This is a genomic window from Legionella sp. JM-2024, from assembly GCF_055389095.1.
In genome coordinates, this window is the sequence record NZ_AP039388.1 from 915,521 (window position 1) to 935,528 (window position 20,008).

Genomic DNA, 20,008 nt, shown 5'->3' on the forward strand with positions numbered 1-20,008 from the left:
TAAGAGAACAATTATTATGCTATTCAGATTTTCATGGTGAAATAATCTACAATCGCTTCTCAATACCTAACGCTCTAGAAAACAAAGTAAATGAAGGGTTTAGTCGGTGAAAACATAAATATTATCAGCATCAACATACCAAAGATATAACCGCATTTTTTAATCCAAAGCGGTTGAAGTGATGAAAGAGTCCGAGTTTCAAATTGATTTATCTGTGGTCCAATGAAACACAATGTGCTTAATGCAATTAAACCAAACAACGAATCAGTGTAGTTATTTAAAGAATGATTAACTGCAATCTCTTTTGCTATACCAATCGGGTTAAACATTTTCGAGATCAATGTGTAAGCTTGGTCAAAAGAATTAGCTCTAAAAATGACCCATCCAACAACAACACATAAAAATGTGAAAGCTATAGAGGCTATTTGATGGTAGCTATTCGATAAAACAGTATTCTTATTTTTAAATTTATTACGATAGATGTGATATATAGACAACAACAGGCCGTGATAAGCTCCCCAGATGGCATAGTTCCATGAGGCTCCGTGCCATAATCCGGCAATAAACATCGTGGCTATTAAGTTATTAACTGTTTTAATTAAAGTGCCTCGGCTGCCGCCAAAAGGAATGTATAAATAATCTCTAATCCAGAGCGAGAGACTGATGTGCCATCGTTGCCAAAAATCACTGATATTAACTGCATTGTAAGGGTGATTGAAATTAAGAGGTAGCTTGATATTGAAAAATAAGGAAACTCCTCTTGCGATATGGGTATATCCCAGGAAATCAAAATAAATTTGTACGGTAAACGCAATGGCTGCAAGCCATGATTCAAGATGAGTTGCGTTTTGGTAATTATTAAATACTGAATCTACAGTAGAGGCGACTCCATCTGCTATGACTAATTTAAAAATAAAACCATACAAAACCAGTCTTAGTCCTTCATTAATTCGGGAGAATTCTGGTAGTTCAATTGTGCCTTCGTATTGTTGATAAATTTCTTTGTAACGGACAATGGGTCCTGAAATCAGGTGAGGGAAATACATAATATAAAAATTATAATTTAACCAATTGCTCGCCGGTTTTTCTCCTCTATAGATATCCACAATGTAACTGATCGCTTCGAAAGTATAAAAAGAAACACCTAAAGGCAAAATGATATGAAGTGCTTTGGGTATTGGTAAATCGAAGCCAAGAAGGGCACCTAAAGTGTTCGCGTTATCCAAAAAAAAGTTAGCATATTTGAAATAGATTAAAATGGAGCAATTGATTAAAATGGATAGGGTAAGAAACAGTTTTTTTAGTTGGCTAGACGTCGTATTATAAATCCTGTTTCCCAAATAATAATCTACTGAAGTAGAGAAAAGTATGACGCTAATCAGTGGAACACTCCATGTACCATAAAACACGTAACTGCAAACCAAAATAAAATATTTTCGATAATTGGCATTTATAAAAAAGAAGACAACTAATGAGAGGATTAAAAATAAAATAAATTGAAAGGTTGCAAAGTTCATGGTTTATCCTCATGAGCGTTCTTCATATAATCATATATTTCTGTATCCAGATAACCTTCTGGATAGGTATACTCCTTGTTCAGGATTTTTTTTGCTAAAAGCATGGTCACTTTTGATGCGCCGAGAACATTCATATGGACAGGATCTTGAAAGTTTTCCGGGTCTTGTAATTCTTCGAATAAATTGACGAAAGCAATTTTTTTCTTCTCTGCAAATTGTTTAATTTTCTCAACGATTAACTGGTTTTCAGGTACATTGAGTTGGTCATGAACTTTACGCATTAATGGTTGGTATAAAGGCATCAGGACCAAGACTACTTTAGTCTGGTGGTTGTTGAATTCATCTATAAAGTGCTCTAGCCTGTCCGTTCCTAACTGATAATGAACGTAATCTCTTTCATAAGTTTTCACCATGGCATTGTATAAATAATCGGTGTTAGCGGACTCGGAAGTCATGACATTAAAAATGGGTGAGAAACCTACGACAGATACTGGCTGGTGATTATAAATTAAATTGGTTAATCGTGATTTTGATGTGTGTAACAAAGTCTTATCGCTGTTATTAATTTGCTGATGGTAAAAATTCAGCAATCGTAGGAAATAGAGTTTACTTGCTAACTTGCAATATATTTTTGTGGAAATAGCATAAGAATCCCGTACCTCACAGCGAGTATAGTAATCGGAAACATTATCTTCCCATAACTTTAAAGGTTTTTTGCTTGCAGGAGAAGATATAGAAAAATTATCGACATTAAGAATATGAACCGGCACATCGATTATAACCAATTTTGGGTTTACTTTTCTTTTAATCAGATATTTGTAGAGTGCTAATTGTTCCTCCAGATTGGCTCCTTCAAGACCTAAGTTATAGCTAGGGTATGTTACAGATAGTTTTTCGGCTAAGGATGAAGAGAAAAGTTCCGGATAAAAATCCCTTGCAATAATTGAATCACCTATGCCAACAATACCGCCATAAATTGTGTCGGCTATAAGAAATTTTTGGTCACGATTAAACCAACTTCCGAACGGGGCAATAGAATTGACTGATACCCATCTGGAAAATAATTCAATCGGGATAAATACAAAGGCAAATAAAAATAAAACCAACAGTAATTTTTTTAGCAGATAGCCACGATATGTTTTTAATTTGTTCATATTGAAGAGTTATACTATTTTAATTATTAAATTGATAAAGTGTTACTATTGCATTTTACTAATAAAAATTCTCAATTCATTGGCTTTGAATTGGTTTTACGAGTATAAATTGCTGATGGATTTTATCAGATATTAAATATTTAGCTACAAAATCACTGCTTGCCCTAAATATCGTTATTGCAGTAGTGAAATTCTGGTTAGTTTCCTGTAACTGGAAACTTTACAAGCTTTGAGAAATATGAAAGTATGCGTAGTTATTTTTGAACTTACGCTCGATATGAAAATTTCTCAATCCAAATCATCTAAAATACTATTCGTTGTTCAGCGATTGTCCGATTTTGTTGAAATGAAAAGGGCAGCTATCGGTTTGAAGAAATTTGGTTATCAGTGCTTTATTCTTTTTTGTGGAGTAGACTCACCGTACTATGATTCAATTGTATTGCAAGAAATTGAAAACAGCATTGATCTTGGAGAGATAGACGGTATAGAAATATTTAATAGCAATTTGGTAATCGAATTTAAAAAATCACGTAATAATTCTCCAGAGCTTTCCCAAAAAAATAACAAACCAAAATGGAATATTAGCAGGAACAAAACTTCAAAACCGGATGAGATAGATAAAGAGAAGGGATCTAAAAGCGCGAGAGGTAGAGTAGAAAAATTAAAAATTAGAAGCCTTAAAACTCTCATCATAAAAGTTCATGCTTTAGCATTCAAGATTAAAATAAATATTAAAAAATTTATTAAAATGTTTATTAAAAAGTCTAATGTCTTATTGTTTCCCCTGTTTCTGGTGGCTAAAAGTCTTCATTGGTTTATGTATCAATGTCGTATGCTATATTCTACAATTCGTATATGGATTAATAAATGTTCGGATTTTATTAAGTCGCCCATAGTTTACGTTCCCCGAACTTATAGATATAACTATTACCAATTCCAAAATATCCTGAAAGAAGGCCAGTATAATTTAATTATTTTACCAGAAGACATAGTCGGTAAGATTTCTCCGTTAATAATCAGATCAGGCCATTCATTAAAAATTCCCAGTTTAATTCTTCCTTATACGATTGCAAACCAAAGTGAAGCATTTCAAGCACTCAAAGATCGAGAGGAATTTCAAGTAACATATCATAGCTTTAATAAGGTAGTTGGACTTTTTTTTCGTTCATGGGTTATGAAAGATGATGCTCGAAGAGTTTTAAGATTGCCTGCAGAACATGTGTTCGGTCATATCATAACCAGAACCTCACCCCCTGATCCATGGATGATGAACAGTGGATATGCTAATGTGATAGCCATTGAAAATGAGAAAATGTTTGAATATTACCGTAATAGTGGAATACCTGCTTCTAAAATGAAAATCACAGGTGCCTGTTATGACGATAATTTGGCTTATTATTACTTGAATAAGGAAGACGAAAGAAAAAAATTATACCGGGAATTAGGTATAGAAAGTGATAAACCTTTTTTCTTGCTCGGAGGTTTTCCAAATCAAATTACAGCTAATCCTCCTCAATTTGATTTTGAAGATGCGGAAGATGCGGTAAACTTTATTGCGGATTGTGTTGAGATATTTAAAAAGGATTATGAAATTATTTTTCGACCTCATCCAAACTACCTGGAATTATCTGATCTTTTTGTGAAAAAAAATATCTTAGTTACCCAGATAGATACTGCTCGATTAGTCGCTCTATCTGATATTTACCTGGCATTTGCGTCTGCAACGATTCGTTGGGCTATATCATGTGGTATTCCAACTATCAACTACGATATGTTTTATTATGACTTTTCAGATTATAAAAACGTCAATGGAGTGCTTAATGCGTGCACTAAAGAAGAATTTAAACGGGCCATAAATACCATGAGTCAGTTGGAACAGTTTATTGTTATTAAGAAACAATTGGACATAGAAAAAAGAAAATGGGGTAATTTGGACGGAAAATCAACTCACAGAATCAATGATTTGGTTAAGGAATTAATTCATCTTAAAAAAGTACCTCGAAAAGCGTCTTAACTTTGTAGCAAGGGTGATTATGAAGAATTTAAGTGTTGCAATAATAGGTGCAGGTCGAATGGGACGTGAGCATATTAAAGCGTTTCAAGCTGTGCCTGGAGTTCAAGTGACTGGTTTATTAAGCAGAACTTATGAAAAAGCCGTCGCTTTAGCAAGTGAGTTTGGTGTTCCATATGTCGCAGAGACAATTGAAAAATTAAATAAACAAACGAGCGCCGATTTAGTGGTGGTTGCAGTTCCTGAGCTTGAGGCTAATCAAGTTGCGAAAAAGTGTTTTCAATATGATTGGTCTGTGCTCTTGGAAAAGCCAGCCGGATATGATTTGATGGACGCTCATGATATAGCGGAAGCAGCATTAACAGCAAAAGGTCCAATATATGTAGGCTTAAACAGAAGATTTTATTCCAGTTCAATACAAATTCGCAACGATCTGGATTCAAAAAGCTCTGATAAGAGATTTATCCATATTCAGGATCAGCAGAGTTTTGAAGAGGCAAGAGCATGCCAGCACCCGGAAAAAATTGTTCAAAAATTTATGTATGCTAATTCAATCCATACCATTGACTTGATTCGATTCTTTGCGAGAGGTGAGATAACACAGGTTGTTCCAGTTGCTCCCTGGAAAAAAGATCAAACAGAAATTGTGATTAGTTATGTAGAGTTTGACAGCGGGGACCGTGCATTATATGAATGCATTTGGAAAGGGCCAGGTCCTTGGGCATGTAGTGTGAGTACCCCAAGTATTCGCTGGACAATGCAACCCCTTGAAAAGGCACGCTATCAAAATGCAAACGAAAGAATAGTCCATGATTTAACATTGGATGATATCGATCAACAATTTAAAGCAGGATTTTATAAACAGGCCGAAGAAGTTTGTAAAGGTGTGCGTGGTCAAGATAATAATGCGATAACCTTGAAGGACAGTTTAAAAACGATGGATTTGATTCACCAAATTTATGGTGAATAACTACAAGATCCATTGACTATGGTTTTACAAATGCCAAATATTATCCCCGACTTTTAGTCGGGGAGGTAGATACTACATAAAAAATCTTGTAATTAGTGTGCATAAAGAAGTATATGGAGATTTTTTGAAAGTAAAGTAAATGAATTATCAATGCATACTATGTCTAATAAAATAGTTTGATGAATATAGATGTGATTTTATGAGTTTATGTATTGATTTTGTGATCCGTTCAAATTAATTTACTAACAATTTAATACATATAAATTCATATTCTGTTTAGGACAGAATTGGTAAATTGTATTAGCATAAATTATTGATGAATATTATTGGAGATTCCATTTAATGATTACGTACCCAGGAGAAGTCAACCTTGCTAAATACAAACTTGATAGTAAACCAGAGGAGATATTTTATGGTTTGCCAAGTGAGGTGATGTTTTGTACCAAGTGTACTTACAGCAACCAAAAGCCTAATTCAGAAAAAGAATATAAACATACCATTGATGCCAAGAAGCCTACTATTAATTTTGATGAAGAAGGTGTCTGTTCCGCTTGCCGAATTGCGGAAAGGAAAAAATCAATCGATTGGGAACAAAGAAAAAGAGAATTAAAAGAATTATGCGATAAATATCGTAGCAAAAATGGCCATTATGATTGTCTTATTCCTGGATCAGGTGGCAAGGACAGCTTTTACACAGCCTATATGTTAAAATATGAATATGGAATGAATCCTTTAACCGTTACTTGGGCTCCCCATATCTATACCTCTTGGGGTTGGAATAATTTTCAGGCTTGGATTCATGCCGGATTTGACAATTATCTGTTCACTCCTAATGGACAAGTGCATAGGTTGCTGACCAGATTAGCACTGGAAAAATTATATCACCCATTTCAACCTTTTATTCTTGGTCAAATGTACTATCCACCAAAAATCGCAATGGATTTGAATATTCCATTAGTATTTTATGGGGAAAATCCATCGGAATACGGTAACAATGCCAAGGAAAACGAAAAAGCAACCAAGGATATCAGTTATTTCACTGCCAATGATATTTCCAATATTTATCTTTCTGGAATATCAGCGCTTGAGTTGAAGGAAGAGTTTGGTTTAACTGAAGTAGAGCTACAGCCTTATATTCCACCTAATCCAAATAAATTAGCTGATAAGAACATTGAAGTACAATATTTAGGATATTATTTACCTTGGCATCCACAAGAGTGTTATTATTTTGCTGTAAACCATGGTGGATTTACCCCCTCACCCGAGCGGACTGCGGGTACCTATAGTAAATACAGCGGTATAGACGATAAAATTGATGATTTGCACTACTACACCACTTTTATCAAATTTGGGATTGGTAGAGCGACTTACGATAGCTCCCAGGAAATTCGCAATGGGGAGTTGGTGCGGGAAGAAGGAGTTGCTTTGGTAAAACGCTTTGATGGTGAATATCCGGAACGATTTGAAAAAGAGAATTTTGAATATTTAAGTATTGATTCAAAAAAACTACCCATAGCAGCTAAACAATTTGAGCAACCCAAAATGGATAGGGAATATTTTGAGAGGTTGACCAATCAGTTTAGATCACCACATCTTTGGGCTTTTGATAATGGACGATGGATATTAAGACAACAGGTTTTCTAGTACCTTAAGATTAACGAGATGCGACGTCCTGCGGCTTGTCCGCAAGATCCAGGAATAGTGGAATATTCCTGGATTCCGAGGACAAGTTGCGGAAGGTAGTGCGAAGGAAGAGTTAAAATATATTTTCCTTCTCTTCCTCTCCGGTAATTTGGAGAAGAAGTGTCAGATGAGTTGTTACAAAACATCAAGGATATGAATTGATTTATCATTTTAATAAACCAAGCATTTTGGCTATTATTCCTGCACGAGGAGGCTCAAAGAGGTTACCTCGTAAAAACATCTTGAATTTAAGAGATAAGCCATTACTCGTGCATTCTATTCTTGCTGCTAGCCATTGTGATTTAATTACTGATGTTGTGGTGTCAACTGAAGATAATTTGATCTCTGAGGTAGCTCTTGGTGCCGGAGTAATGGTTATCAATAGGCCGTTGGAATTAGCTGGCGATACAGTATCTAATGAGTATGTTGTAAAACATGTGATAGAAACGTTTAGCGAAACCAATTATTTTCCTGACTACATCGTATTGTTACAACCTACCTCCCCTTTAAGATCTTCATTTCATTTAAAACAATGTCTGGAACAATTTTTAGAATCCGGGATGAATAGTGTTATGAGTGTTTGTAAAGTTGAGCATCATCCTGGAAAATGCATTCGCATTAAGGATAATGAGGTTTTGCCATACACTTGTTTGGAGGATGTTGAAAAGAGGACTCAGGATTTGGAAGAAGTGTATAGGCAAAATGGGGCTATTTATGCTTTAAAAACAACAAATTTTCTTGATCAATTAAAATTTTACCAATCTCCATGTCTACCTTATGTGATGAGTATGGAAGACAGTATTGATGTTGATACCAAGCTTGATTTGCAATTTTGTGAATTTTTGCTTTCAGAAAAGGAAAACAGTTCTAGGATTAATAATTATGTCTGCTAATTATCAGAATTTTCAACATTACATCACTGAAGGATGGTCAAAAAATCCAAAAGAAATTTTTAAATTCCTTGATTTTTTCATTGCCCAGGAACAAAGAGATTCGACTGTTTCTTTACTTGATGTCGGTTGTGCAACTGGTGAATTGGTTTATTTTCTCTCTAATCGATATCCAGAATTTCAGTACACGGGAATTGATGTTTTTGACGATTTAATTGATCAGTGTAAAAAACTGCAACCAGATAAAGAATTTTTTAAAGCGTCTATTCTACAATTACCAGACAATTTAGCCCATCAATTTGATATCGTTACTGTAGTCGGGGTTATGTCTATTTTTGATGAGTCTGAATTACCCGCCTTTTTCTCAAATTTGTTCAAGGCTTGTCGACCAGGTGCAACAATTTATATCTTGTCACCTTTCAACGAATTTGGGGTTGACTGTGAAATAACCCACCGAAAAAGGAAGAATGGGGTGAAAGGGAAGTGGGAGAAAGGATGGAACGTGTTTAGCAAAGAAACTATTGGAGAGTTGATACAAGACAAATGTAGCCAATGGTGCTTCCATCCTTTCAAGATTAATCTTGATTTGAACCCCAAAGAAGATCCGGTTCGGACCTGGACTATGAGAACTGAAAAAAATGAAAGACAGCTTACTAATGGTTTAAAGCTATTAATTGATCACTATTTATTAAAAATATCACTCTAAATTTATGAGGGTACAATTGTGGAAAGAGAATTCAAGCTTGGGAATTTTAATGTCAGTACTCAATACCCACCAATTTTTTTAGCTGAAGTTGGCAGCTATTTCAATGGTGATTATCAGCTTGCCAAGAACATGGTTGAAACGATTATAAAAGCGCGTACGATGGTTCCGAAACAACCTGTCGTATTAAAAACAGAAATTTTAAACGATCCTGAAATATGTCTTCCCAGTGATCTTATGGAAACATATACTTCCAAAGACGGTCAGGTTAAAAAGGAGAATTATAGAGAACTGATTGAGCGTAAGGTGATGCCTTTGGAAAAGTATGAACAGTTATTCTCTATCGTGAGAAACGCATCCATGCCGTTTATAGTTTCTGTGTATGATTTTACTGCAGTAGATTTTGCAACCCAGCATGGCGCTTGTGCGTTAAAAATTGCATCCGCTAATATAGTACATATCCCTTTAATTCGTTATGCCGCACAAAAAGGCTTACCTTTACTTATCGACACAGGCAGATCAACTATTGCTGAGGTATTTAATGCGATCAACACAGCACGAGTTGCTGGTTGTGAAGACATCATTGTCCAGCACAGCCCAGATGGACATCCCGCTTTACCCGAAGCACATAATTTAAGACTTTTGCAAACTTATTCACAGGCGTTTAACCTTCCTGTTGGCTTGTCTGACCATCATAATGGTCTTGAAATGCTTTATGTTTCTATTGCCTTAGGTGCTTCAATTTTGGAAAAAGGGGTTCATGTATACCCTGAGGAGCTTGATCAAGATATTTCCCATTCAATGAGTCTGGAGGACTTACCTGATGTTTTGCAAAAGGTATACGATGTCTGGGAATCTTTAGGCAGTACTGAACGCAACCCAAGGCGGCAAATCAAGGGAGTGATTGGGAGCTCACAACGCCAATGTGTTGTAGCAAGAAGAGATATCCAACCGGGTGAAACGCTTTCACTAGATAATGTAAGATTTGCTTTTCCATGCCTTGGCGTACCTGTACAACACTGGGATTTAGTAAATGGAAGTAATGTTACTTCAATAATCAAGGCAAATAATCCCGTTCAATGGTCTGATATTAAAAAAAATGATTCTTAAAAACCCAACCTGGCAGACCCTAATGCCTGGTCTGCCTGATTATGTACCGCTTGATTCCAATCAAGCAGAGACCTTATTAGGAAAAGTGCAATTGAGTGGCACGGTCTATCAGGTCTGTTTTGAAGATCAGTTATCAAATTTTTATTTGATTAAAGAGCAGCAAAACGAAAAAAACTATTTTATTAAATGTTTTCAACAGGAGCATTTTGAGCATTATCAACAAGCTGAACATGTGGCTCGATGGTTGCAGATGCAAGGAGTAAATGCCAACTCTGCTTTGTCATCGGACTCGAAAAGTTATTTTATTTACCCGTTTCTTGATGGCACTCGATTAAAATCTTCCATTGATGTTCTCAAAAAATTAGGAAGCTCTCTTGCAAAAATGCATGAGGCGCTTAGAAATTATCCTTTACAAGATAGTATTAAAACCAGAACAAATAAGCGAATATCGAAATTAAATGAAATACGTGAACAAATTGCGAAAGGAATAATTAAAATAGGGCCATTTCCTGACTATGTGAGAAGTTTGGCTTTGAATGGCGACTTGAATTTTACTCAAGGGGCTGATTTTCAAGCCATACATGGAGATTTGCATCCTGGAAATATGATGATGGTTGATAATCATGTCTATTTCTTTGATTTTGAGGATACTCTCCACAGCTATTTGCCAATAATTTATGAATTGGCATTAATATTAGAGCGTCTGGTATTTGTAAGATATAATTCGATTGATTATATTCAGGAATTAGGTAAACATTTTATGGTTGCCTATCTTGAAAGTGGTGGCTCTTATTTGTATCAAGAAACAGACAGATTTGCTTTATCAACAATTGCTCTTCGCTCATTGTGTGTTCTTACATTATGTGAAATGGAGGGAAATAACATATATGAACAGGAATGGCGCAAATTTTATATGCTATCTGAACTAGCTAAAAAAATGCAAATTACTTTAAATAAAATTCTACAGGTATAAGTTTATGTCCAGAAAGAGAATTCTGGTGTCATCTAGGGATGTCGGGGCCGCTATTAATATCATTGAAATTGTAAAGTTGGCCAAGTCTGCTCCTGATTGTGACTTGTTTTTATATATTCAACCTCCCGCAGCTCAGTATTTTGGTAATCACAATTTAGAATATGAGTTGGTACCCAATTTTATAGTGAAACAGCAAGATAGCAATGAAGCGGATCTTATATTGAATTATGCCGATGAACTCTTGGAAAAAATAAAGCCTGATGTTATTTTATGTGGATTGTCTACACCAGGTGATGCTGGTATTGATGAAGCATTGATTACTGTTGCTAAAAATAAAATTCCAACAGTGGTGATGCAAGATTTTTGGGGTGAAGTTAATGATTTTTTCGGTACTTGCGCAGATTATTATTTTTGTTTAGATCAAGAAGCAAAAATATTAACAGAACAGCGACATGATACTGAAGGCCTGGTCATAGGCTCACCACGACATTCTTGGTATAAATCATTAGATCTTATTCATCTCAGAAAAGAATTAAGGGAAAAAGCTGATTTATCAACTGAAGATATTGTAATTGGTTTATTTGGCCAATCACTTCACCGTATTCCAGGATATAAAGAAACCCTTTTGGATTTTTTATCTTTAGTACCTGAAGCTTGTCCGGGAGCTACTATCGTATACAGGCAGCACCCACGTGAGAGTGATGATCAAGCTCTGAGCACTATTGAGTTACTAGAAAGTTCAAAAATCTCCTTTAGATTGATGAAAGATGAAAAAGTCGAACATACATTGATATTATGTGATGCAGTTTGTAGTATTTTGTCTAATTGTCTTTATGATGCAAGCTATCTAAATTTCTTTTCACCAATTCCTTTCATCAGCCCTATTGCATTATGTTATAAAGAGGACTTATTGAATCATTTGAATAATTACAACATGATTAAGGCATCGCCATATAAGGAAAAAAATATTGCATTTATATTTGACTCCCAAAAACCAGATAGTCGTAATTTACAATATTTATTTTCTGATAGTGGCAAAAGAGAATATTGGATGGCGAGTAAAAAATTGGAAAACCCTGAGTATGCAACTTTTAAAGCCAGAGAAATTTTGCTGAAAATTGCTAACCGAGTCTGGACATAATTTGGAGTATTGATGGTTTTTATGAATAAAGTATTAAAGAAAATTTTAAGTTTTTATTATGGTGACCAAGTAAATAGAAAACCAATTGCTATTTACATCAATTCATTTACAGATGCGCCTGTCCTTGCGATGCTTGCTTTACAACTCATAGTAAAAAAAGAGTTTATAATTTTTGTCCTACCCGAAAAGAATGAAAAATTGGTTTCCAGAATTTTATCATTTATAAATGATTTTAATGGAATGTTCATCTTTTTAAGTGAATTGAATATTAATGAGAAAGATAATTTAGATGATAGAGTTAATAAGTTAGAAAATAAATATAAAAAATATGATTTAAATTTTGATACTCTTAGGGCTTTGTATATTAGTTTAAGCCAAGAGTTATCAAGGTCTGAAGAATTTTTTACGAAGTATCAACCCAAACTATTGATCGTGGGCGAGGATGGAATAGGCTCTAATGCTTGTTTGATTCAAGCAGCAATATTCAAGAAAATTCCAATTTTAGATATACCGTATGGATATGGAAGTTACATGGATTTGGAAAATTCTCTAGCTCAGAAAAGGCAAAATGAAGAATTATATAACTCTGATGAGGGAGCAGGTTTAGCGGTAAAAGATAATTTTCCGCATTGGGTTAAAAGGGGTAAATTTTCAGGTTCAATTTTGTTAAATCCTCATTTCATTTTAGCGCGTGAGGAGTTGCAAATAAAATTATACAACCCATGGACTGTTCATGGAGGATTCGCAAATGCTCTCGGTGTTGAAAGTCAAATCATGTTTAATCATTATGTAAAGGAAGAGGTTCAACCTAATAAATTAGTATTAACCGGTTCACCCTACTGTGATTATTTGAAAACTCGTTTAGATTTAAATAATAGAAATCTGGTGGAGCAAAATAGCTATAATATAGATAACCCAATATCCATTTTGGTTTGCTGGCCCCCAAGCTATCATAATGAGCGGTCAAATTTATGTGAGTTTGATACTTATGAAGATCTTACTTCAACAGTATTTAAATTTTTAAGTCAGTTAAAAAATGTAAGAGTTACAATTAATCTTCATCCAGCAGTTCAGCCGGAATTTAAAAGTTTTGTTGAAAGTTTAAATATAAATATCAGTACTTCTTACATTCTTGATGAACTAGCAACACATGATATTTATGTAAGTTGCTATTCTAGTACTGTACGTTGGGCTATTGCACTTGGAAAGCCAGTGATCAATTATGATTTTTATCAATTTAATTTGAACGACTATGATGAGGCTTCAGGTGTTTTAAAAGTATCGAAACAAGAAGAATTTGAACAGGTAATGAAATTGATTTTGGAAGAAAATCAATATTTTAATGAAATACAAACAGCACAAAAACAAATTTCTGCACATTGGGGAATGATTGATGGGTTAAGTTTTGAAAGAATTTATAAAGTAATTAATGAATTAACTCTGTAAATATAATCAGATTTCTAAAACTCAATATTTTCTTTTAATGATCGAATTGAATTTTTTATTTTCATATCATGATGCTGACAGTGATAAACTATTAAAAATGAGAATTCATCGATAATTTAGAAGAGTTGCTTTATTAGGAACTGGTTAATCAGATTCAGGAGTGGTAATTCCAAATAGATTGTGTTTTAGTTCTATAACTGCTTTTGGATTTCTATTCTCCCATTTATTTAGCGCTAATTTATCATTCTCTAATTTTTTCTGAATATTATCTTGTGTTAGTAAAGTAGAAAAATGACTAATCTCAGGTTCATCTTTTAGCTTTAGTACTACTGACAATATTAGGTTCCCTAATTCATTTTTAAAGTGTTGAGGGTCCCAAAACCAATGCATTTTAGTATTGGCATCCTCTTTATCAGGAAGTTGTTCTGTTGTAATGGAATTAATGTTATTAAAACCCCATAAAGCAAATTTTGAGTTGGGGTGTTTTTGATTATGAGTTGTTATTGTAACCATCAACTCTTTTTGCCATTGCTCATAGATGTCCCATAAATCTAATAATTTATAGGTCTCTAAAAGTCTGACATGTTCTGGAGCAAGGATTAGAATTAATTCAGTATTGTTATTTTCACAAATCGCTATGATTTTTTTTAAATAATCAATAGTGTTAATCCCATTTTCAGGATTAGTAAAACTGAATTGATTTTGTGGTGATGGCAATAAAGATAATTTACTGTAACTTTCCGTATGCAAAAAATTATTTTTATAGCCTTTTAGTTGGTCTATTTGTTCTTGTCTATAATCATGAACAAGTTGTCCATTACTTAGAAAGGCATTTCTTTTGTTCTGGTTTTTTATGGTTTCCAGGCTCGCTTTTAATGCATCAAATGACAGTAAAGTAGAAAAAATAGTATTTACAGCAAGGGGATTTTTATTACCATTGATATCGACACGCAGTAATGACTCATTAAAATCATCTCTATTATTGACATAGGCATTAAACATAAAGAAATTAACGACTAAAACGACTTTTTTAATAGGCTTAATTGCCTCAGCATGCTGTAGATAGCGCATCACCTCATAAATATTTGCTCCGCTCAAACCCAGATTATAAACCTGAGAATTATTCCATGCAGAAAAATCAGGGTTAAGCCCTGTTTCAGCAGTAGATGAGCCTAATATCAGATACTCTGGTTTTTTCCATTCTACTGCTATAGCTTTGGTAAGACGCAGGTGGGAGGTAACTTGTGGCTTCTGACTGAACTTTTGAATAGGTACTGATTTATAAATATCGTACGGATTAACCAGCCAATTAAATAATATGGTAATAAAACCAAATAATAGAAGAAATGCGAGATAAAAAATGAAAAACTTTTTAAAGCGATTCAATTGAGTTCACCTAGAATTTATAATATAAAAACTCACTGATATGCCCCAAAGACAGCAGTGAAAGTAAGGTCAAAATAGCACAAATTGCTGCAGTGAACACATTAGGTGCCCAGTACAATTTCTTGAAAAGATATGGTTCAATTTCCCCTGGGTAAGTTTCGAGTGCGGGATTGTATTTATTGAGTAATTGTTGAGTGTTCGGTCCTAAAAATACGATTAATCCTGTTATGAATAAAAGTGCTAATAAGTGCTTTAATTGTTCAAAATTAAATAAGGTACTAGATAGTGAAATATTATGAAATAATGCAGTTAAAATATGACTGCTAGTCGTAAAAGTTTCTGCGCGGAAAAAAATCCAAGCTATCACAACAGCCAGAAAGGTAACGATTTGAGCAAAAGAATTACCAATAAATTTCGTTATGACGAACGATTGAAAATAATGTTTTTTAAACTGAAGCCATAAATGATTTATTACCAAATAGAAACCGTGTAATAGACCCCATATAATAAAAGTCCATCCAGCCCCATGCCAAATGCCACCTATGATCATCGTTATCATCAAATTGATGTATCGTTTGATATTTCCTTTGCGGTTCCCGCCTAAAGGGATATAGACGTAATCTCGAAGAAAACGGGATAAGGTCATATGCCATCGGCGCCAGAAAATAATAATATTGGGTGCCTTGTATGGTGAATTGAAATTTAAAGGAAACACGATACCAAAAAGACGAGCTAAGCCTATGGCCATATCAGAATAACCTGAGAAATCAAAATACAATTGAAACGTATAGGAAATACTTCCGCACCAGGCTTCTATAAAAGTGATGGATTCTTTGGACGCTGCACTAAAGACGGTGTTTGCATAAGGTGCTAAAGAATCGGCAATGATGGTTTTTTTAAAAAGACCAATAGAAAAAATAGTCAAGCCAACTGCACAATTTTCCCAATTGAGTAATTTTTTTCCCTTATTTTCAAATTGGGGCATTATTTCTTGATGATGAAGTATTGGTCCCGCCATTAAATGAGGAAAAAAGGTGACAAATAAACCATAGTTCACAAAGGGAGGTACCTTAATTTGTTTTCTATAACAATCTGTGAGATAAGCAATTTGTGTAAAGGTAAAAAAAGAAATACCTAGTGGTAGATCCCCATTGATTAATTCCAGAGGTTGATTAAGTAATAAGTATAAATTCGCTAATAAAAACTGGCTGTATTTAAAGTAAACAAGCAATGATAAATTACCAATAAGTCCTACATAGAAGAGATTTCTATTTTTTCGTTCTATTAATAAACTGATGAGAAAATTAAATAAAATTGAGATTAACAATAGAGGCAAATAGTATAAATTCCAATATCCATAAAAAATAATGGAGGTTAGAAAAAGAAATGCAATTGTTTTAGAATGTATTGGACTAAACTGAAAAAAAGAAAATAAGGCGAAGGTAATTGGTAAGAAGATGAAAAGAAAAGAATAAGAATTAAAGAGCATTATTTATATACTATAAAAATAAAGTCATCATTATACAATAGAATAAACTTTATTATAAATTCTATACTGTATTGAGATTTTCTTCAGCGTTGGCCTGAGCTCGAGAACTGAAAGATCCCCTAAAAATGTACATTTTTAGGGGATCTTTCAGTCCGCGAATAATCATGGGACTACATTTTTGATAAATGTCTTTTGACTTGCTTAAAACAAAATTAAAAGATCACTAACAAAAAATATATGTTTAGAGGGTAATTATTATTTTACCAACAGGTAAATCCACCGTCTACTATGATATTTTGTCCTGTCACATAGGACGAAGCATCTGATGCCAGAAAAACCAAGGCACCTAGTAATTCGTTAAACTTTCCCATTCTTCCTAAAGGCACTTTATTTGAATAATTTTTAATAAAGACATCGTTTTGTCCACTTTCAATACCGCCAGGAGTTAAAGTATTAACACGAATATTGTATTTGGCCAAATACGTTGCCAGATATTTAGTTAAGCTTAAGACAGCTCCTTTTGATACAGAATAGACAGCAGGTGTGTTAATTTTCACTCCCAGATACTCAGATCCTTTGTAGATGCCTTGATCCGGGGCAACAACGCCATAAATGGAGCTAGTCTGAATAATACTGCCCCCAGTGTTTTGATTTATCATCTCTCTACTCACCGCTTGAGCCACAAGGAACATACCGTCCAGGTTTACTTCCATTACTTTTCGCCATGTCTCTAAAGTGTATTCTTCAAAAGGAGCAAAGAACTGATATAAATCATCTGTTTTGCTGGCTGCATTATTTAAAAGTATATCAATTGAACTGAATTGAGTCTTAACTGTTTCAACCATATGAGTGATATTCACTTTATCTGTGACATCGCATCTTAAAGGAAGAACTTTAGCCTCTGGAAACTCCTCTTGGATTGATAGGCACACCTGTTCAGCTTTATCATAGCAAACATCGGTTACCACAACTTTAGCACCATTTTTTGCTAGTTCTCGACTAAAACCTTTACCAAGAATTCCAGCCCCACCTGTGATAATTGCCGTTTTATTTGTTAGATCAAACACTCTCTGTCCTTATTCTTTATTGTTGAAAGTAATTTGTTCCATAGGTTTTAATGAAGACAATTGCCTTATTAATCGCATGGTATTGATCGTTTCATGCGGTGGTATAACAGGTAGTTTCTTCTTAACCATCAATTGCATATTTTTAATAGTTCGTTTAAATGCAGTAAAATTATCATGAAGGTCATAATGGTAATGATTATTCGTACCATAAAACGAAAGATGAAAGGTTTTACCGACTTCTCCTATACAGGATAAGTTAAACATAACATTATTTTGCAAGGTGAGATTATATGATTCGAATGGGGTAGGTAGTCGCACCGCAGAAATTACTTTTCCTAGTCCCAAACCATTAATTGCATCAATAAGATGAATTCCATATTTTTCCAGGTTATTTAAAACAACACCCTCTATTAATTTTAATTCTCCAAGATTTAAATCATTACTTCTTATTAGATCCAACTCCTGAGCATAGCGCATACCAGAGGTACTCATGAGCAAACCATTATTTAAATATTTTTCAAAATAGTTTAATTCATCAATATTTAAAGTTAGTGGTTTGTCAATAAAAACGGGTATGCCATATTCCAGAAAGGGCTTGGCCATTTTGTAATGAGTTTGATAATCATCCCTGGCTATAAAGACAAGATCTACTTTACCTAGCATCTCTTCATAATCATCGATCGCATAGGTTATCTTGCTTGCGGCACATAATTTTTGTGTCAAACTCTTGTCTTGAGTCCATGCATGGCTTACTTTCAGATCATGAAAATCAAAAGCATCCTTAGATTGCTTTTCCAGGTAGTTTAGAATAACAGGCCAACCTGCTGCAATAAACGCATCAGGATCATATCCATTAATAATGGCAGAGAATGAAAAGGGGTGGCCGTTTCCTTCGCTATATCCTAAAATACCTGCTTTCATCACCATACACCCCAGCCACCATCAACGCATATATTTTGGCCAGTTATATAAGATCCGGCTTCTGAGCATAGTAATATGGCGGCGCCTTTTAATTCATGAGGTTTACCAATTCGATTCAGTGGATTTTTGTTATTTAAACGTTGAATGAAATCAGGGTTTTCCTTTTGAGTACTTTCAAAGGGAAATGGTCCAGGGCTTATGGCATTTACTCTGATTTGGTGGGGTGATAAGAAGCTTGCCAAATACTTGGTGAGTTGTATTAATCCTGCTTTGGCTGCGCCATAACTGGGTGGGTTGGCAAATCTCTCACTATCGTACAACCTATAATCAGGAGCAACATGACCATACATGGACGCTATATTAAGAATATTCCCTTTTTTCTTTTTTAAAAGAGGATAGGCTCTCTTAATGGTTCTAAACACTCCATTCAGGCATATCTCGATATCCATATTCCAATCTTCATCAGAAATGGATTCAAAAGTGTTTTTGCGACCTGACCAGCCGCAATTAACTAAAATATCCAGGCCATCAGGAAATAATTCATTCACTGTATGCAGACATAGATCTATGGATTCAGGATTAGAAATATCCATTGAGAGAGGAGTAAAGATGCTATTTTTAAAATGTTCAGTTAGATAATTAGTATAATTTTGACATTTTTCCATACTACGGCTAGCGATAATAACGTTAGCTCCTTGCTCAGCAAAAGCGTGAGCTATCTCACTGCCTAATAAGCCGGCTCCTCCTATCACTAAAGCAGTTTTATCTTCTAGTGAAAAAAGCTCAGATAACCTCGGTGCTGTTTCGGGTTTCGAATAAGACATTTGCAACCACCAAATCTTTTTTTGTATCGATATCAACTACAGAATTTCCATCAAGAATTTCTGCACCCATTTTTCCAAAAAGGACGTTTGGTCCTTCATTAGGAAAGGTCCTTAGGTTAAAAGCATAAACAACTCCATTTAACTGATAGGCCTTTGGTAAATTTTGTCTTGAAATCCAAGGTATTGCACCTTTAATAAAAGGCTCTGGCTGGTCATTTTGAATGGACCAGATTCGATGTGGATTTATTTCAGATTCATTAAAAGTAGCAATGGAATCCAGATCCTCATGAATTAAACGGTATAAACATTTTTGTATGATTTCTTTAGTTCGGAAAGGCGAGGTAGCTTCCAGTAATATCATATAATCAGGCAGGTTATTTTCAGAAGCGAGAACTGTTCGGCAATAGCGTACTGCGTCTGCAACCAGTGCTGTGTCTGTAGCTAAATAATCAGGTCTGTGCTGGATAGTAACGTTATAGGATTTTGCGGTATTCGCAATGTTTTGATCATCAGTTGATACGATAATGTCATCAATTTCAGTGACTTCTGATGCCACTTCAATTGGCCAGGCAACTAAGGGTTTTCCACCCAGTAGAGCGAGATTTTTATTTATAATGGATTTACTTCCACCACGCACAGGTATAAAGGCAACAATCCTTTTGTTATTTATCATTATAAAATCATTAGTTATTTTTTTTATTGGTCGAATTATAATCTCGGAGA

Annotated in this window: 17 protein-coding genes; 9 read left to right on the forward strand and 8 right to left on the reverse strand. The window is 34.5% G+C overall.

Annotated features, from left to right (window positions below; genetic code table 11):
* Positions 1-74: 74 nt before the first annotated feature.
* Both ACZ5EK_RS03995 and ACZ5EK_RS04000 read right to left on the reverse strand, forming a co-directional pair.
* A complete protein-coding gene (locus ACZ5EK_RS03995; protein ID WP_464431513.1) occupies positions 75-1,517 on the reverse strand; it encodes an MBOAT family O-acyltransferase in 1,443 nt (480 codons plus the stop codon).
* Positions 1,514-2,671, reverse strand: a complete 1,158-nt coding sequence (locus ACZ5EK_RS04000) for a hypothetical protein (protein ID WP_464431514.1) — start codon at positions 2,669-2,671, stop codon at positions 1,514-1,516. Before ACZ5EK_RS04000 ends, ACZ5EK_RS03995 begins: the two co-directional genes overlap by 4 nt.
* 238 nt (positions 2,672-2,909) lie before the next feature.
* On the opposite strand from ACZ5EK_RS04000, the gene ACZ5EK_RS04005 reads away from it, so the two are divergent.
* From ACZ5EK_RS04005 to ACZ5EK_RS04045, 9 genes are all read left to right on the forward strand, one after another.
* A complete protein-coding gene (locus tag ACZ5EK_RS04005) occupies positions 2,910-4,685 on the forward strand; it encodes a hypothetical protein (RefSeq protein ID WP_464431515.1) in 1,776 nt (591 codons plus the stop codon).
* Positions 4,686-4,704: 19 nt separating this feature from the next.
* Positions 4,705-5,652, forward strand: coding sequence for a Gfo/Idh/MocA family protein (locus ACZ5EK_RS04010; RefSeq protein WP_464431516.1), 948 nt, complete (start codon positions 4,705-4,707; stop codon positions 5,650-5,652).
* 342 nt (positions 5,653-5,994) lie between these two features.
* The gene (locus ACZ5EK_RS04015; protein ID WP_464431517.1) at positions 5,995-7,296 is read left to right on the forward strand and encodes an N-acetyl sugar amidotransferase; all 1,302 of its coding nucleotides are present in this window, start codon (positions 5,995-5,997) and stop codon (positions 7,294-7,296) included.
* A gap of 197 nt (positions 7,297-7,493) precedes the next feature.
* The gene (locus ACZ5EK_RS04020; RefSeq protein WP_464431518.1) at positions 7,494-8,228 is read left to right on the forward strand and encodes an acylneuraminate cytidylyltransferase family protein; all 735 of its coding nucleotides are present in this window, start codon (positions 7,494-7,496) and stop codon (positions 8,226-8,228) included.
* Positions 8,218-8,931, forward strand: coding sequence for a class I SAM-dependent methyltransferase (locus ACZ5EK_RS04025; RefSeq protein WP_464431519.1), 714 nt, complete (start codon positions 8,218-8,220; stop codon positions 8,929-8,931). The genes ACZ5EK_RS04020 and ACZ5EK_RS04025 overlap by 11 nt, the downstream gene beginning before the upstream one ends.
* 18 nt (positions 8,932-8,949) lie before the next feature.
* Entirely contained in the window at positions 8,950-10,038 is a 1,089-nt protein-coding gene (locus tag ACZ5EK_RS04030) for an N-acetylneuraminate synthase family protein (RefSeq protein WP_464431520.1), read from the forward strand.
* A gap of 22 nt (positions 10,039-10,060) precedes the next feature.
* The gene (locus ACZ5EK_RS04035; RefSeq protein WP_464431521.1) at positions 10,061-11,011 is read left to right on the forward strand and encodes a phosphotransferase; all 951 of its coding nucleotides are present in this window, start codon (positions 10,061-10,063) and stop codon (positions 11,009-11,011) included.
* A 4-nt stretch (positions 11,012-11,015) separates the two neighbouring features.
* On the forward strand, positions 11,016-12,152 hold the full coding sequence (locus tag ACZ5EK_RS04040; protein ID WP_464431522.1) for a hypothetical protein: 1,137 nt from the start codon (positions 11,016-11,018) through the stop codon (positions 12,150-12,152).
* Positions 12,153-12,173: 21 nt separating this feature from the next.
* Complete coding sequence (locus tag ACZ5EK_RS04045) at positions 12,174-13,598, forward strand: hypothetical protein (RefSeq protein ID WP_464431523.1); 1,425 nt, start codon at positions 12,174-12,176, stop codon at positions 13,596-13,598.
* A gap of 144 nt (positions 13,599-13,742) precedes the next feature.
* On the opposite strand, the gene ACZ5EK_RS04050 is transcribed toward ACZ5EK_RS04045, so the two are convergent.
* The 6 genes from ACZ5EK_RS04050 to ACZ5EK_RS04075 all read right to left on the reverse strand — a co-directional run bounded on the left by ACZ5EK_RS04050 (position 13,743) and on the right by ACZ5EK_RS04075 (position 19,958).
* Positions 13,743-14,984, reverse strand: coding sequence for a hypothetical protein (locus ACZ5EK_RS04050; protein WP_464431524.1), 1,242 nt, complete (start codon positions 14,982-14,984; stop codon positions 13,743-13,745).
* 10 nt (positions 14,985-14,994) lie between these two features.
* A complete protein-coding gene (locus ACZ5EK_RS04055; RefSeq protein WP_464431525.1) occupies positions 14,995-16,320 on the reverse strand; it encodes an MBOAT family O-acyltransferase in 1,326 nt (441 codons plus the stop codon).
* 413 nt (positions 16,321-16,733) lie between these two features.
* Complete coding sequence (locus tag ACZ5EK_RS04060; RefSeq protein WP_464431526.1) at positions 16,734-17,540, reverse strand: SDR family oxidoreductase; 807 nt, start codon at positions 17,538-17,540, stop codon at positions 16,734-16,736.
* Positions 17,541-17,549: 9 nt separating this feature from the next.
* Positions 17,550-18,461 carry a Gfo/Idh/MocA family oxidoreductase gene (locus ACZ5EK_RS04065; protein WP_464431527.1) on the reverse strand — a complete coding sequence of 304 codons (912 nt, stop codon included), beginning with the start codon at positions 18,459-18,461 and terminating at the stop codon, positions 17,550-17,552.
* Complete coding sequence (locus ACZ5EK_RS04070; RefSeq protein ID WP_464431528.1) at positions 18,461-19,285, reverse strand: SDR family oxidoreductase; 825 nt, start codon at positions 19,283-19,285, stop codon at positions 18,461-18,463. Before ACZ5EK_RS04070 ends, ACZ5EK_RS04065 begins: the two co-directional genes overlap by 1 nt.
* Positions 19,245-19,958: an acylneuraminate cytidylyltransferase family protein gene (locus ACZ5EK_RS04075; RefSeq protein WP_464431529.1), complete on the reverse strand. Its 714-nt coding sequence runs from the start codon at positions 19,956-19,958 to the stop codon at positions 19,245-19,247. The genes ACZ5EK_RS04070 and ACZ5EK_RS04075 overlap by 41 nt, the downstream gene beginning before the upstream one ends.
* Between the last annotated feature and the right edge of the window lie 50 nt (positions 19,959-20,008).